The organism is Aeromonas sp. MdU4, assembly GCF_041929505.1.
GTDB lineage: Bacteria > Pseudomonadota > Gammaproteobacteria > Enterobacterales > Aeromonadaceae > Aeromonas.
In genome coordinates this window covers 59,257-74,661 of the sequence record NZ_JBHFMW010000025.1, presented here as the reverse complement: position 1 = coordinate 74,661, position 15,405 = coordinate 59,257, and the positions used below count along the sequence as shown (strand labels likewise).

Here is a 15,405-nt window from a genome sequence, read left to right as displayed (position 1 = left end):
CGCTTGACGCAGCAATAATCGCAAATAGCCGAGAACGGAGGCGTTGAAACATAAAAAAAGAGGGCCGTCTGGCCCTCTCTTGATGGTAGATGACGACAGGGTTAGCCTGCGACAGGCATTACCCGTACCCGCTCGATGCGCCGCTCGCTCACCTCGACCACCTCGAAGTTGAGCTGCTGCAGTTGCAACTGCTGGCCCGGAGTGGGCAGGGTGCCGAAGTGGGAGAGCAGCATACCGGCGAGGGTCACGTATTCGTCACTCTCGCTCACCAGCCCCTCGTGCTCCAGCACTTGCTCCACGTGGTGGATGTTGGTGCTGCCATTGATGAGCCACCCTTCGCCATCGCGGATCATATCGGGAGTTTCGTCCTCATCTGGCAGTTCACCAACGATCGCTTCCAGCAGATCGTGGGTGGTGACCAGCCCCTGGATCACGCCAAACTCGTCAGCCACCAGAATGAGGCTCCCCTTCGCTTTGCGCAGCTCCGCCAGCAGCTTAATCACGTTGATGGTCTGGGGCACGATAATGGGGTCGTTCTGCTTGGCCAGTTCGCTTAAGGATTGTCCTTCGTTGAGGGCAAACAGCAGATCGCGCGCCTTGACCACCCCGATCACCTCGTCCAGATCCCCGTCACAAATGGGGAACAGGCTGTGGGGCTCGCGCTGCAGCAGGGCGCGGATCTCGTCGCTGGAGTCGTTGATATCGATCCAGGCCATATCGGAGCGCGGTGTCATGATGGTACGGATGGAGCGCTCGGCCAGCGACAGTACGCCGGTCACCATGTAGCGCTCCTCTTCGCCAAAGCTCACCGGTGCGGCAGCCGGGGCATCGAGATCGTCATCCGGCCTGTCCTGATAGGCCTTGCTGCCCATCAGTTTGAAGATGGCGGCGGTAGTGCGCTCGCGCAGCGGCAGCTTGGCTTCGTGACGCATGGCGCTGTGCTGGGCCAGCTGGTTGAAAAACTCGATCAGTACCGAGAAGCCGATGGCCGCGTAGAGGTAACCCTTCGGAATATGGAAGCCGAAACCTTCCGCCACCAGGCTAAAGCCGATCATCAGCAGGAAGCTCAGGCAGAGCACTACCACGGTCGGGTGGGCGTTGACGAAACGGGTCAGCGGCTTGGAGGCGAGCACCATCACCACCATGGCGATGGTCACGGCGGCCATCATCACGCCCAAGTGTTCCACCATGCCGACGGCAGTGATGATGGAGTCGAGCGAGAAGACCGCGTCCAGCACCAGGATCTGGGCGATCACCACGCCGAAGCTGGCGTAGGCACCGACCGGGCCATCGTCATGGGGTTTGGCTTCCAGCCGCTCGTGCAGCTCGGAGGTGGCCTTGAACAGCAGGAAAATACCGCCACCCATCAGGATGAGATCACGGCCGGAGAAGGGGTGATCCCACAGATGCAAAATCGGGGTGGTCAGGGTGACCAGCCATGACATCACGCTCAAGAGCACCAGCCGCATCAGCAGGGCGAGGCCAAGACCGAGTACACGCGCCTTGTCCCGCTGGGCGGGGGGCAGTTTTTTCACCAGAATGGCGATGAAGACCAGGTTGTCGATCCCGAGTACGATTTCCAGAATGATCAGGGTAAACAGACCGATCCAGATGTGGGGATCCAGCAGCAATTCCATTGTGATGACCTCAATAAAAACAGACAGAGCAAACAGTGATCACGGCGCGCGATGGCCGCAGTAACAGCAAGGCAATGGCGTTATTCAGAGGCGCTGATGAAGCAGAAACAGATAGGCTTTGACAGAAAGAGACGAAGGGCAACTTCGGGGATTGTCCATGATGGGCAATGAAACCTCGGGTGAAAAATGAGCCCTGATGATAACGATTGGCGCCAATTTGGCAAGTGCGGTGTCAGGGGAGGCGATTGGGCAGTATTGACGCAGGGGGAGGCGGCCGGGCCGCGCTCCCCCGTTCGGTGGTTACAACCAGCGCTTTTCGCGGGTGAAGCAGACCGAGAGCCAGGCATCGCCCAAGGTATCGCCGAGGCGAGACCAGAGCTCCTGACGCAGGGCATCCTGCCGTTCGACAGGCCACTCCTGACCCGGGGCGACCAGAATATTGAGTTCGAGATCAAAACGGCGACCGCTTTTCGCCAGATGGCTGTAGCACTCGATGCCGTGGCGCTGGCGCAGCGCCTCGATCTCCTGCTCGACTTGCCGTGGCACATCGCCTTTGGGGGCGATCTTCAACACTTCCCGCAGGTTGCGACCGAGCACCTTGATGGGAATGAGGGTGGCACAGAGGGCCAGCAGCGAGACCAGTACCGGGTCTATGTAGCGGTTGTATTGGCCATAGCCGATGGCATCGAGGCCGATGGCGACCAGAAAGCCTATCAGCAGGGTGGCGCTTAAAATGGTATCGACCAGCCACTCCTTGGAGTCGACCCGTACCAGCTCGGAGTTAATCTGCTCGGCGACCCTGGCTTCGATGCGATAGATGATGGCGCAGAAAAAGGTGCAGACGGCGGCGTAGATAAGGGCATGGCCAAGATCGATCTCTCGTCCGCCAGCCAGCATAGTCGTGATGCCGTTATAGAGGGCGCCAAGGCAGAGCAGCAGGATAATGGTGCCATTGATGACGTTGGTGATGGGCTCGAAGTGGGCGTAGCCATACTGGAAGCGCGCATCGGAAGGGCGGGTAACGAGGTAGGCGGTGACCAGACCGAGGCCCGTCATGCCCATGCTGAACAGGGTAAAGATGCCGTCGAGCATGATGGCGTTGGAGCCGACGAAGAGGCCGTAGCCGATGCCGAAGATGGCAAAGGTGATACAACCGAACAGCGACAGGGTGAGCGCCTGTTTTTCGGTGGTGACCAGCGTACTGATAACATGGCTGTGGTGAGCCATAAAAGTCCTCCTTTCAAATGATAAATATTGCCAAGCGCAAGCGGTTTTCTAGCTGATATACTGCCCGCTCACATGTGAGCGGGCTGGCCTGATGGCTCCAAAACCGGAGCGTACCAAGAGATGGCTGGCCAGTCGTTGTCGCCGGAGTACCGGCATCAAGCAAAGGATGGGAACAAGGATTCATGATCCCGAGACTCGATTACCAGGACAGTTTGTCACCCGCAACCCTGCAGTTTCTTGAGTTGCTAGAGCGCAGCGCATTTCGTGGTGATATCGAAAAGTCTTATGCAAGCCGGTTGGCGATGGCGACGGATAACAGCGTCTATCAGGTAGTACCTCAGGCGGTTCTCTATCCGCGCAGTGCGGACGATATAGCAGTGATGCTCAAGCTGGCCGCGGAACCGGCGTTCGCTTCCTTGAGTTTTTTCCCTCGTGGTGGCGGTACCGGCACCAATGGTCAGTCATTGGGCGGCGGCATTATCGTCGATCTCTCCCGTTATATGAACCAGATCATGGAAATTAATCTGGAGGAGGGGTGGGTGCGCGCTCAGGCCGGGGTGGTGAAAGACCAGCTCAACGCCTATTTGAAGCCTCACGGCTACTTCTTCTCGCCGGATCTCTCCACCTCCAACCGCGCCACCTTAGGGGGCATGATCAACACCGACGCCTCGGGGCAGGGCTCGCTGGTTTACGGCAAAACCTCGGATCACGTGCTGGGCCTCAAAGCCGTGCTGGAGAACGGTGACATGATGGCGACCGAGCCGCTAAACGGCGAACGGCTTGCTGACAAGCTGGCGCTGGAAAATCGTGAAGGGGAGATCTATCGCACCCTCTATCGCATCGGCAAGGAGCGCCGTGCCGACATCGAGGCGACCTTCCCCAAGCTCAACCGTTTTCTGACCGGCTACGATCTCAAGCACCTCTATCAACCCGATACCGATACGCTGGATGTGAGTCGGGTACTGTGCGGCTCGGAGGGATCCTTGGGGTTTATCACCGAAGCCAGACTCAACATCACTCCCATCCCGCGCTACCGCACGCTCGTTAACGTTAAATACGACAGCTTCCCCTCCGCCCTGCGCAATGCCCCCTTTATGGTTGAGGCCGAGGCGCTCTCGGTGGAGACGGTGGACTCCCGGGTGCTGGGGCTGGCCCGCGCCGACATCATCTGGCATTCGGTCAAAGAGCTTATTCAGGATGTGCCCGGCAAGGATCTGCAAGGGCTCAATATTGTCGAGTTTGCCGACACCGACGAGGCTGCGCATCAGGCCAAGGTGGCTGAGCTCTGCCGCCGTATCGACGAGCTGCTGGCCAGAGGCGAGGCGGGGATCATCGGTTATCAGGTGTGTGACCACCTGCCGAGCATTGAGACTATCTATGCCATGCGCAAGAAGTCGGTGGGGCTGCTAGGCAACGCCGAAGGGCGCAAGAAGCCGGTGGCCTTCACCGAAGATACCGCGGTGCCACCGGAGTCGCTGGCCGATTTCATCATGGAGTTTCGCGCCCTGCTCGATGCCCACGGCCTCGACTACGGCATGTTTGGCCACGTTGATGCCGGTGTGCTGCACGTGCGCCCGGCACTGGACTTGTGCGATCCCGAGCAGGAGGTGCTGCTGCGCCGCATCTCCGATCAGGTGGTGGCGCTCACCGCCAAATATGGCGGCCTGATGTGGGGCGAGCACGGCAAGGGTTTTCGCTCCGAATACAGCCCCGCCTTCTTTGGCGAGCTGTGGGAGGAGCTACAGCGGGTCAAGGGGGCGTTCGACCCGGCCAACCGCATCAACCCGGGCAAGATCTGTATTCCGTATGGCAGCGATGCCGAGCTGGTGTCGGTAGACGGCCCCAAGCGCGGCAAGTATGACCGCCAGATCCCGCTCGCCGTGCGCACCAGCTACACCCGCGCCATGGATTGCAACGGCAACGGTCTTTGCTTCACCTTCGAGACCGACTCCCCCATGTGCCCCTCGGTCAAGATCAGCCGCGATCGCCGCCACTCTCCCAAGGGGCGGGCTGGCTTGATGCGCGAGTGGCTGCGTCAGCTGGCTGAGCAGGGTTTCGACCCGCTGGCGGAAGAGGTGGCGCTGCAATCCGGTGGCGTGCGCTTCAAACAGCTGGTGGACAAGGTGCGCAACAGCTGGGCCAAACGGCGTGGCGAGTATGACTTCTCCCACGAGGTGATGGAGGCGATGGCGGGTTGTCTGGCCTGTAAGGCGTGCACCAGCCAGTGCCCGATCAAGGTGGATGTGCCCGATTTTCGCGCTCGCTTTATGCAGCTTTATCACGGTCGCTACCTGCGCGCGCCGAAGGATTACTTTGTCGGCACGGTAGAGAGCTATGCGCCGCTGCTCGCCAAAGCGCCGAAGCTGGTCAACTTCTTCCTCGAAAAAGAGTGGGCCCGGAAGGCAACCGAGAAGAGCATCGGTATGGTCGATGTGCCGCTCTTGAGCGTGCCGACCCTGGCCGAGAGCCTGCACGATAACCGCGCTCGCTATTTTGATCTGCCGGGACTGGAGCGGATGAGTGCCGAGCAGCGCAAGCAGGTGGTGCTGATCGTGCAGGATCCCTTCACCAGCTATTACGATGCCCCCGTGGTGCGCGATCTGGTGAGACTTGCAAGCAAGCTCGGGTTCCAGCCCTATCTGCTGCCCTTTAAACCCAACGGCAAACCCCAGCATATCAAGGGGTTCCTGCGCGCTTTTGCCCGCACCGCCGCCAACAGCGCCCAGTTCCTCAACAAGGTGGCGGCGCTTGGCATCCCCATGGTGGGTGTGGATCCGGCCATGGTGCTCTGTTACCGCGACGAGTATGCCAAGGCGTTGGGTTTGGCTCGCGGCGATTTCCAGGTGTTGCTGCCGCAGGAGTGGCTGCTGTCGTTGCCAGCCGAAGTGCTGCCGAAACGTGAAGATCAGACGGCAGAGCCTTGGTATCTGTTTGCCCACTGCACCGAGAAGACTGCCAAGCCCTCGACCCAAGGTGACTGGAGCACTCTGTTCAGCCGTTTTGGCGCCAGCTTGCAGCCGGTCTCTGTGGGTTGTTGCGGCATGGCGGGCACCTATGGTCACGATGTCAAACAGGTGGAAAACTCCAAGGGGATCTATGGGCTGAGCTGGGCCGACCCCCTTGCCCGCCTGCCCAAAGCGCGTTGTCTGGCGACCGGCTATTCGTGCCGCAGTCAGGTCAAACGGATGGAGGGGGAGAAGCTGAAACATCCATTGCAAGCCCTGCTGGAGCTGCTCTGATGTTGCGTTTTCCCAAGCGGTTTCGGGTGCCAAAGGCCTATCGGCACCCATGCTTCTTGCTGCTGCCTGCCACCCCCGCTCAGGCGGTGGTGGAGTTTGTCGCCATGTTGCGCGAGCGGGAACAACTCCATCAGCTGTTTCGTCCGAACGATATCTGGCCCTCCGCCAACTTCAGCCTGAGCCAGCACGAAGGGGATCTGGAGTGGCAGCAGTCAGAATTTCTGGCCAAGCGCTCGTTCGCCTATGGCCTCTGGAGCCCGGATCGGGAGCCGCAGTTCTGGGGCGGGGTTTATCTCTACCCCTCGGTGTTGCCGGAGGTGGCGGTGGAGCTTTTCTTCTGGAAGGTGGCCGAGGCGCCCATCACGGATGAAGAGCTTGAGGCGCAGTTGCGCGACTGGCTTGCCAAGGTGTGGCAGTGGCCAGCGCCCCGTCTGCCGGGACGAGAAGTACCCTGGGACGAGTGGCCTGGCGTCACCTATCCCTGGTGACATCCGGGTGAAAGGTATGATGTAACACGCAGCCCCGAATTGGAGTTGCGTTGCGTGAATAGCAAGTAACCGAATCATTTTGCCGATGGTGAGCGTGTGCCCACATCGGTACTCATTAATTGATCATCCAAGGAGTCAGCTCGCAATGAGTCACGATATTGCGCCCATCTGGCGTAAACCCATGAGCCTGGAGGGGCTCAACGCCACTTCTCGCAGCACCCTGATGGCCCATCTCGATATCATCTATACCGCCTTTGGCCCCGACTGGTTGGAAGCCACCATGCCGGTGGATCACCGTACTCATCAGCCCCTCGGTATGCTGCATGGCGGCGCGTCCGTGGTGCTGGCAGAGACGCTGGGATCGCTGGCCGCCAACATGGCGGTGGGGCCAGACAGCTACTGTGTGGGACTGGAGGTGAACGCCAACCATCTGCGGGCTAAACGGGAAGGGGTGGTGACCGGACGTTGCGCGCCGTTGCATCTGGGGGCAACGACCCAGGTGTGGCAGATTGAAATTCGGGACGAACGTGAGCGTTTATTGTGCACCAGCCGACTGACCATGGCGGTGCTCAAACACAAGCGGGGCAAGGACTCCAGCGAGGAGTGATCTGCAATAACGCACTATGAGTGCAAAATAAGCAAGCCATACTCGTCAGATCCCTCTATAATTGCCAACGTCTTGAGACGCTTATCACATTTTTCAAGACAGCAGAACAAAGTGGCGCTATAATCGCCGCCTTTTTGCTATTCCGCGGTGCTTAGCCGCCTGCCTTAATCTGGAAGAATCTATGTCTGATACCGAACAACTGCCCCTTTTTAGTGAGCTTGGACTGGCCGCGCCTGTATTGAAAGCGCTGCAAGACGTGGGCTATGAGCGCCCGTCACCGATCCAGGCCGCAGCAATTCCCCACCTGATGGCGGGACACGATCTGCTGGGGCAGGCGCAAACCGGTACAGGGAAGACCGCTGCTTTTGCCTTGCCTCTGTTGTCTCGTCTGGAAGCTGGTAACCGCAATACCCAGGTTTTGGTGCTGGCACCGACCCGTGAACTGGCGCTGCAGGTTGCCGAAGCGTGCCAACGCTACGCCCACCACATGCCGGACTTCCACGTACTGCCGATCTACGGTGGCTCCTCTTACGAAACCCAGACCCGCGCCCTGCGTCGTGGTGCCCAGGTTGTCGTTGGTACCCCTGGCCGTGTGATGGATCTGATCCGTCGCAAAAACCTGGACCTCTCCGGTCTGAAGGCTCTGGTGCTGGATGAAGCAGACGAAATGCTGCGCATGGGCTTTATCGATGACGTGGACTGGATCATGGAACAGTGCCCGAGCTCCCGTCAGGTTGCCCTGTTCTCTGCCACCATGCCGGAGCAGATCCGCCGTGTTGCCCAGAAACACCTGAAGCAGCCGAAAGAGATCAAAATCATCTCCAAGACCTCCACTGCACCGACTATCCGTCAGCGCTACTGGCAGGTAACCGGTCTGCACAAGCTGGACGCCATGACCCGTCTGCTGGAAGTCGAACCGTACGAAGCAGTACTGGTTTTCGTGCGCACCAAGAATGCTGCCGAAGAACTTGCTGGCAAGCTGGCCGCCCGTGGTCACGCTTGTGAAGCGCTGCACGGCGACATTCCGCAGAAGTTGCGTGAGCGTACCGTTGACAAGCTGCGTCAGGGCCAACTGGATATCCTGATCGCCACTGACGTGGTTGCCCGTGGTCTGGACGTTGAGCGTATCACTCACGTAGTGAACTACGACATTCCGTACGACACCGAATCTTACGTACACCGTATCGGCCGTACCGGTCGTGCCGGTCGTAAAGGTGAAGCTATCCTGTTCGTTGCTCCCCGTGAGCGTCGTATGCTGCGCGCCATCGAACACGCAACTCGTCAGGCCATCGAGCCGATGAAGATGCCGAGCACCGATGACATCAACCAGCATCGTCTGACCAAGTTCAAAGAGCGCATCCGGGAAACCATGATGGGCGAAGAGCTTGAGATCTATGTGAACCTGGTCAATGAGCTGATCGAAGAAGATTCTGCCGATCCGCTGGAGCTGGCTGCTGCACTAGCCAAGCTGGTACAGGGTGATCAGCCGTTGCTGCTGGATGATTCCATCCCGGATCCGCTGTTCAACAACAGCAATGATCGCGGTAGCTTCGAGCGTCGTGACTTCAATGATCGTGGTGGCCGTGATTTCGGTGACCGCGGTGATCGTGGCGATCGTCCTGCCCGCCGTATGCCATCCCTCGAGCCGCGTCCGCTGAAAGACAATCCGGATGTGGAGATGGAGCGCTATCGTGTAGACGTAGGTGCCCATCACGGCGTCAAACCGGGTCAGATCGTAGGTGCTATCGCCAACGAAGCGAACATCGAGAGCCGTTTCATCGGTAACATCGACATCGCTGATGACTTCTCCACCGTTGATCTGCCGAAAGGCATGACTGCCGATGTGCTGGAAGTGATCAAGAAAGCCCGTGTTTGCCAGCGTCCGCTGCAAATCACCCGCTACACCGAAGTGCCTGCCGGTAGCAATACTGCCAGCCGTCCGCCCCGTGGTGATCGTCCCTTCAATAAGGAGCGCTCCTTTAACAAGGATCGTCGTCCGCAAGGTGACCGCCCGTTCAACAAGAGCGGTGAGCGTCGCGAAGGTGGCTTCAACAAAGATCGTAAATTCGGTGGCAAGCGTCGCGAAAGCTGATTGCTGATCCCGTAATGAAGAAGGCCGCTCATTGAGCGGCTTTTTTTATGGCTGATTATCGTCAGTCTATAAGGTGTGGCGGCACCGTGATAGCAAGGTGACAGGTTGATTTGAGAGCCAAAAGAGAATTAAATTTTGCTTGCGACAGTTGCAGCTCACACTGGGTCAATGCCATGCTTTCTTCGGTCTTGGTTGGTTGTGGGCCATTTGGTGCTTTTGTGATGTATCTGTATGGCTACTACTTTGGTCTCAATTCAGGCACTGTTATTTGCATCTGATGTAGTAGAGTGAGATTGATAAAACGCTCAATATGACATGGAGGTTCACCATGGGTGGATGGTTTGGCAGAGTATTGCTGTTGTCTGGGAGTCTCTTGTCGGGAATGGTGTTGGCTGATGACGCATTCCTGACTATCAAGGGAGATGGTTGCTGCAATGGTAAGGGGCAGATAGTGCTGACCCGGGCAGAGTTTGAGGCATTGCCACAGAATGAAGTGACAACAAAAACTCCCTGGACGGAGGGGGAGCATACCTACCGCGGGGTGCTGCTACGAGATCTGGTCAAAACATATGGTCTCAAGAGCACTGAAGTCAAAGCGATAGCCGTCAATGATTACTGGGCTGCGGTGCCGCTGGAGGATGGCGATAAATATCCGGTGTTGGTGGCAGAGAAGCAGGATGGCAAGGTGCTCACTTTGCGTAACAAGGGGCCACTCTGGGTGATCTACCCGCTCTCTGATTATCCAGAATTGAACAAAGAGGTCTATCACAGCCGCATGGTGTGGCAATTGATCGGCATCGAGAGCAAATAGCATGCTGCGCGGCAAGTTTGTCAGCCTGATCCTGATGGTGACCGCTTTTCTGGGGGTTGCCATCTGGTCGGTCTGGAACTATGACCGCGCATTCAATGCCGTGACTCGATATACCCAGCTGTCAGCCTGGGCGTTGGCTCAGCTGGAGTTGGAAGTACATGGTTTTGGCGAGGCGCTTGAGCTATATCGTGCTGGCTCGGCGAGCCAGGAGGAGATGAACAAGCGCTTTGATATTGCCTGGAACCGGTTGGATGTCTTTCTGCACGGTGAAGAGGCAAAGTCGGTCAGGTCTCGCTTCGGGGCGGATCAAGCGGCGGGTAAGCTGATGTTCCTGTTTGAGGAGTATGAGCAGGATGTGGTAAGTGGCAAGCGCGATTCGGCGCGTCTGGCCCGTTTCTCGGTGGAGCTTACCCATGATCTGGCGGCAATTCGAGATGTTATGGTCAAGAACTTCACGGGCCCGTCGGCCATTGCCCAACGCGATCTGCTTAATGAGTCTCGCACCCAGAATTTTGTCATTCTTGCCTTTCTGATGTTGGCGACCATGGTGATGCTGGTGATGCTGTTTCGCGAAGTTCGCCACCAACAGTTTCTGGCATGGAACGATCCCTTGACCCGTCTCCCCAATAGGGCCGCACTAATCAAGCACCTCAAACAGCGTTCGGCTTATCGGGGAGGTGGAAGCAGTATTACCGTTTGCCTGGTTGACCTTGGCCATTTTAGAGAGGTCAATGACAGCTTGGGCTATGAGGTAGGGGATGCATTACTGGCCCAATTGGCCGAGCGAATACGCGGCGTGTCTGCTGATGGAATCTTCGCCGCCCGAACCGGTAGTGATGAGTTTGCCATCGTTATTTCCGGGGTAATGCCTTCCTATTTACGTTTCCCCTTTCTTGAGCAACTGCGGACAGAATTGGCAGAGCTGGCATTCGCCGCAGATCCAGCCCATCGAGTCCGGGTGTTTATGGGAATTAGCCAATATGTTCGTCCGGTCAATTCACCGGAAGAGATGCTGCTGTTTGCCGATATTGCTCTTGATAGCGCCAAGCGCAGGCGTTTGCACCGCTACGTTGTGTTTTCCAGTGTCATGTATCAGCACTATCTGCGTAATCGCCGTTTATCGGCAGAACTGCGCGAGCTTATTAATTGCGTCGATTGTCAGCAACTGGCCCTTTATTATCAACCCATTGTTCGTGGTCAGGGGGCTGTTCGGCTGGGTGCTGAGGTGCTGATCCGCTGGAATCATCCTGAGTACGGTTTTATACCACCCCTGGACATCATCTCGCTCGCTGAGGAGAACGGCGTGGGTGAGGCGCTGGGATTATGGATTTTTCGGCGCCTGCAGCATGATTTGGCAATATTCCCGAGCGACTTGATCGAGCCGCTGGAAATATCGGTCAACCTCTCCAGTTCCATGTTCAATATGGGCCTGGCCACACAAGTGGAAGACAGGATGAGTAATGGCCCGCTGGGGTTGCAGCAACTGATCGTCGAGTTGACCGAAACGATTGCGTTGGATGACATCGAGTTGAGTAAACAGATCATTAACTCTTTGCGCCAAATCGGAGTGCGAGTGGCGCTGGATGATTTCGGTACGGGCTGGTCATCGTTTTCGTATTTGCGGGAACTCTACTTTGACAAGCTCAAGATCGATAGGTCCTTCATTACTGCCATCGATAACGATACTCGCCAGGCGCTCTTTGTTGAGGCGATTACCTCGCTTTCGCATCAGCTCGGGGTGCGAGTCGTCGCAGAAGGGGTTGAGAATCATGATGAACTCAAGGCGGTACTGAGCATAGGCGTGGACGAGATACAGGGCTATTTCTATTCCAGACCGCTGACTCTGAATGATTTTCTACAGTTCTGCCACCGCTATTTTATCAATCGTTCCATCATGCAGGAGGTTGCTCTGGGCTAGATCGTGATACGCTTCTTGTATCAAAAATGGCTTGGCTAGCGAGAGAGCTTCTCATAAATAAGGCGACCATAAGGTCGCCTTATTGTTGTGTATCGGGATCAGCCTGGCGTGTAATCAGAGCACCATGGCGGCAATCCAGCCAAAGAGCACCAGCGGGATATTGTAGTGAATAAAGGTAGGCACCACGCTGTCCCAGATATGGTCATGCTGGCCGTCGGCATTGAGACCCGATGTGGGGCCGAGGGTCGAGTCGGAGGCGGGTGATCCGGCATCGCCCAGCGCGCCCGCAGTACCGACCAGGGCAATGATCGCCATGGGAGAGAAGCCCAGTTGCAGACAGAGCGGCACATAGATGGTGGCGATGATGGGCACGGTGGAGAAGGAAGAACCGATCCCCATGGTAATGAGCAGACCCACCAACAGCATCAGGAACGCGGCAATGCCCTTATGCTGGCCGATGGAGCTGGAGACGACCTGCACCAGGCTTTCTACCCCGTGGGTTGCTTTCATTACGGCAGCAAAACCAGCGGCGGAGATCATGATGAAGCCGATCAGCGACATCATGCGCACCCCTTGGGTAAAGGCATCCTGGCTTTCGCGGAATTTGATGACCCCCCCGCAGGTGAAGATGACGAAACCGGCCAATGCCCCCAGCACGATGCTGTTGGTCATCAGTTGCAGCCCGAGTGCGACTGCGATGGCCAGCAGCGCGACCCAGATATGGTTGAGATTGAGCTCAACGGTTTCAGGCTCTGCTTCCAGGATCTTGTCGAGATTGTATTGGCGGGGTTTGCGATAGCTGAAGAACACCGCGATGAGCAGACCAAGTATCATGCCACAGCCCGGGATGGCCATCGCCAGCGGGATCTGGCTAGCGGTGATTGGTACACCGTTATCGATCAGGTTTTTGGCCAGAATATTGTTCAGGAAGATGCCGCCAAAGCCGATCGGCAGCACCATATAGGTGGCAGTCAGGCCAAAGGTGATGACACAGGCTACCTGCCGACGGTCGATCTGCATTTGCGCCATCACGTGAAGGAGTGGCGGGATCAGGATCGGAATAAAGGCGATGTGAACCGGGATCAGGTTTTGCGAGGAGATGGCCACTGCCAGTACGGAGGTGAGCAGCAGGGTCTTGACCCAGACAATACGGCTACTGCTGGCATCTTTGCCCAACTGGCTGATCACCTTGCGGGCCAGCAGGTCGGTTATCCCGGAGCGGGAGATGGCAACCGCAAACGCGCCCAGCATGGCATAGGAGAGGGCAATTTCGGCACCGCCGCCCAAGCCGCCACTGAAGGTGCTGAGCGTATCCGTCAACGACAGTCCCCCGACCAGGCCGCCAGCAATGGCTCCCAGCGCCAGTGAGACCACCACATTGATCCGCAGTAGACTGAGCGCCAGCATCAGCCCGACTGCGATAACAACTGGATTCATTTGATTTCCTTATAGTTTGTTATTGCTGTCTGTCATGTGAAGGGGAGTAAGTTTGCGAAAAACGTGACAAATGTCGAGAAAAAAATCAGTCAAACCCCGTATATCGCAGCAGCATGTGGCACAAAGTTGATCAAAGGTAGGGTTTGTGACCTGTTTGTCACTGTGAACGGATTTTATTGTGGGTAGCGTGATGTTTCTGGTGATGCAGGTGGGGTATCCCGGGTTTAAAAGAGAGAAGGCTGCCTGAGGCAGCCTTCATCTATCTATTCTTGCCCGCCATCATCGGCAGGGGCATCTGGCGTATCATCATCCGGATGAGCCGGAGGCCAACCTCCCATGGTCTTCCAGCGGTTGACGATATGGCAGAAGAGCTCGGTGGTACGCTCGGTGTCATAGAGCGCGGAGTGAGCCTCTTTATTGTCAAACGGGATCCGGGCGCTCTGGCATGCTTTGGCCAATACGGTCTGACCCAGCGCCAGCCCGGAGAGTGCGGCGGTGTCGAAGGTGGCGAACGGATGGAACGGATTGCGCTTGAGGCCAGCCCGCTCGGCGGCGGCCATCACGAAACCGTGATCGAAGGTGGCATTGTGGGCCACTATAATGGCACGGCCACAATCCTGCTCCTTCATCCCCTTGCGGATCCCCTTGAAGATCTCGGTCAGCGCCTCTTTCTCGGAGACTGCGCCACGCAACGGGTTGTAGGGGTCGATGCCAGTGAACTCCAGCGCCGCTTTTTCCAGGTTGGCCCCTTCGAAGGGCTCGACATGAAAGTGGAAAACCTGATCGGGGACGAGCCAGCCCTGCTCATCCATTTTCAGGGTGTAAGCTGCGATTTCGAGCAGGGCATCTGTCTTGGCGTTGAACCCGGCTGTTTCAACATCGATGACGACGGGGTAAAAACCACGAAAACGGCCCTTTAGGGTATGAACTGCGTCGGTCATGGGATCTCGGTCGGGGTAAAATGAGGCGGCATTATGGCAAAAAAGCACAGGCTTGTCCTCCCATCCCACACTGGCAGCCCGTGCGGGATGGGCCAGGGTTCAATATCGGTGCAGCCACCAGCGGGCAGCCAGCAGCGCCGTGATACTGCCAAGAATGGCACTGGCCAATACATCGGTGGGCCAGTGCATGCCGATCACCATGCGCGACAATCCGACCCCGAGGGCACAGAGCGGAAGCAGCCAGACGCCTGCCGGTGCACGGGCCAGCCAGATGAGGCCAAAGAACTGGGCAAGGCTGATGGCTGCGATGCTGTGACCGGAGGGAAAGGCGTAGTTCACTTCGTGTTGCCAGTGATTACCGAGCCATTCAGGCAGCGCCAGTAACTGGCTGGCGGCATGGACCTGTTCACTGCGCACTTCTGCGGTATTGGCATAGAAAGTCTTGATAGCCGGGATCAGTGCCTGACTCTCCAGCCAAAGCAGATAGGGTCTGGGTTCTTCGGTCAGATGTTTGATAAGGCTCTTGAGCACCCAGTCGCTGGCGAGCAGGGCCGCCAGGGCACAACCGAGCGCAATCAATGACGTTACATTCAGCCTGAGCTTGTAATGGGTCAGCAGCAGCAGCAGCACGCCACTGACTGCGATCCCCGGTATATCAACCATGCGGCTCAGGGCATAAGACCACCATAGCCAGCCTGCCTGCAGAGAGCCGGTTAAAAAAGGCTGCCAGGGGAGCAGAGCAAGCAACAGCAGCGGCAGGATCAACAGGGCGGTGAAGCAGAGCACCTGGCTGCGGGAGAGTGAAGATGAGTGAGGTGGCATGAGATATCTGATGGCTAAGAGGCAAGTGAAAAAGAGTCTCATTGTGCCACCAGTCACGGCATGGGCAAAGCAGACCCACCACCTTGTTACCTCTGCTTACATATTTGCTTGCGGTACCGGTTTGTGTCAGCGGATCTGGTTGCCCGCTCGCTTCGAGCGGATAAGTGTTTCCTTATTGCATCGCAG

At 57.4% G+C, this 15,405-nt stretch carries 11 protein-coding genes; 6 read left to right on the top strand and 5 right to left on the bottom strand.

Annotated elements, in window-relative coordinates; all coding sequences use genetic code 11:
* Positions 1-101: 101 nt before the first annotated feature.
* Both ACE1BR_RS15800 and ACE1BR_RS15795 read right to left on the bottom strand, forming a co-directional pair.
* On the bottom strand, positions 102-1,637 hold the full coding sequence (locus tag ACE1BR_RS15800) for a TerC family protein (RefSeq protein ID WP_374871877.1): 1,536 nt from the start codon (positions 1,635-1,637) through the stop codon (positions 102-104).
* 300 nt (positions 1,638-1,937) lie between these two features.
* Positions 1,938-2,864 (bottom strand): cation diffusion facilitator family transporter, encoded by a 927-nt coding sequence (locus tag ACE1BR_RS15795; RefSeq protein ID WP_374871875.1) that lies wholly within the window; start codon positions 2,862-2,864, stop codon positions 1,938-1,940.
* 182 nt (positions 2,865-3,046) lie between these two features.
* Between ACE1BR_RS15795 and ACE1BR_RS15790 the strand changes: the two genes are divergently transcribed.
* The 6 genes from ACE1BR_RS15790 to ACE1BR_RS15765 all read left to right on the top strand — a co-directional run bounded on the left by ACE1BR_RS15790 (position 3,047) and on the right by ACE1BR_RS15765 (position 12,019).
* Positions 3,047-6,103, top strand: a complete 3,057-nt coding sequence (locus ACE1BR_RS15790) for an FAD-binding and (Fe-S)-binding domain-containing protein (protein ID WP_374871873.1) — start codon at positions 3,047-3,049, stop codon at positions 6,101-6,103.
* Positions 6,103-6,591, top strand: a complete 489-nt coding sequence (locus ACE1BR_RS15785) for a hypothetical protein (protein ID WP_374871871.1) — start codon at positions 6,103-6,105, stop codon at positions 6,589-6,591. The genes ACE1BR_RS15790 and ACE1BR_RS15785 overlap by 1 nt, the downstream gene beginning before the upstream one ends.
* A gap of 145 nt (positions 6,592-6,736) precedes the next feature.
* Positions 6,737-7,198: a hotdog fold thioesterase gene (locus ACE1BR_RS15780; RefSeq protein WP_374871869.1), complete on the top strand. Its 462-nt coding sequence runs from the start codon at positions 6,737-6,739 to the stop codon at positions 7,196-7,198.
* 181 nt (positions 7,199-7,379) lie between these two features.
* On the top strand, positions 7,380-9,290 hold the full coding sequence (locus ACE1BR_RS15775; RefSeq protein ID WP_374871867.1) for a DEAD/DEAH box helicase: 1,911 nt from the start codon (positions 7,380-7,382) through the stop codon (positions 9,288-9,290).
* 382 nt (positions 9,291-9,672) lie between these two features.
* Positions 9,673-10,101, top strand: coding sequence for a molybdopterin-binding oxidoreductase (locus ACE1BR_RS15770; RefSeq protein WP_374871938.1), 429 nt, complete (start codon positions 9,673-9,675; stop codon positions 10,099-10,101).
* Position 10,102: 1 nt separating this feature from the next.
* A complete protein-coding gene (locus ACE1BR_RS15765; protein ID WP_374871865.1) occupies positions 10,103-12,019 on the top strand; it encodes a putative bifunctional diguanylate cyclase/phosphodiesterase in 1,917 nt (638 codons plus the stop codon).
* Positions 12,020-12,133: 114 nt separating this feature from the next.
* Here ACE1BR_RS15765 and ACE1BR_RS15760 read toward each other — a convergent pair whose 3' ends face one another.
* The 3 genes from ACE1BR_RS15760 to ACE1BR_RS15750 all read right to left on the bottom strand — a co-directional run bounded on the left by ACE1BR_RS15760 (position 12,134) and on the right by ACE1BR_RS15750 (position 15,219).
* Complete coding sequence (locus ACE1BR_RS15760) at positions 12,134-13,456, bottom strand: Na+/H+ antiporter family protein (protein ID WP_374871863.1); 1,323 nt, start codon at positions 13,454-13,456, stop codon at positions 12,134-12,136.
* A 263-nt stretch (positions 13,457-13,719) separates the two neighbouring features.
* The gene (rnt, locus tag ACE1BR_RS15755) at positions 13,720-14,397 is read right to left on the bottom strand and encodes a ribonuclease T (protein ID WP_374871861.1); all 678 of its coding nucleotides are present in this window, start codon (positions 14,395-14,397) and stop codon (positions 13,720-13,722) included.
* A gap of 99 nt (positions 14,398-14,496) precedes the next feature.
* Positions 14,497-15,219 (bottom strand): phosphatase PAP2 family protein, encoded by a 723-nt coding sequence (locus tag ACE1BR_RS15750; protein ID WP_374871859.1) that lies wholly within the window; start codon positions 15,217-15,219, stop codon positions 14,497-14,499.
* Positions 15,220-15,405 lie beyond the last annotated feature (186 nt).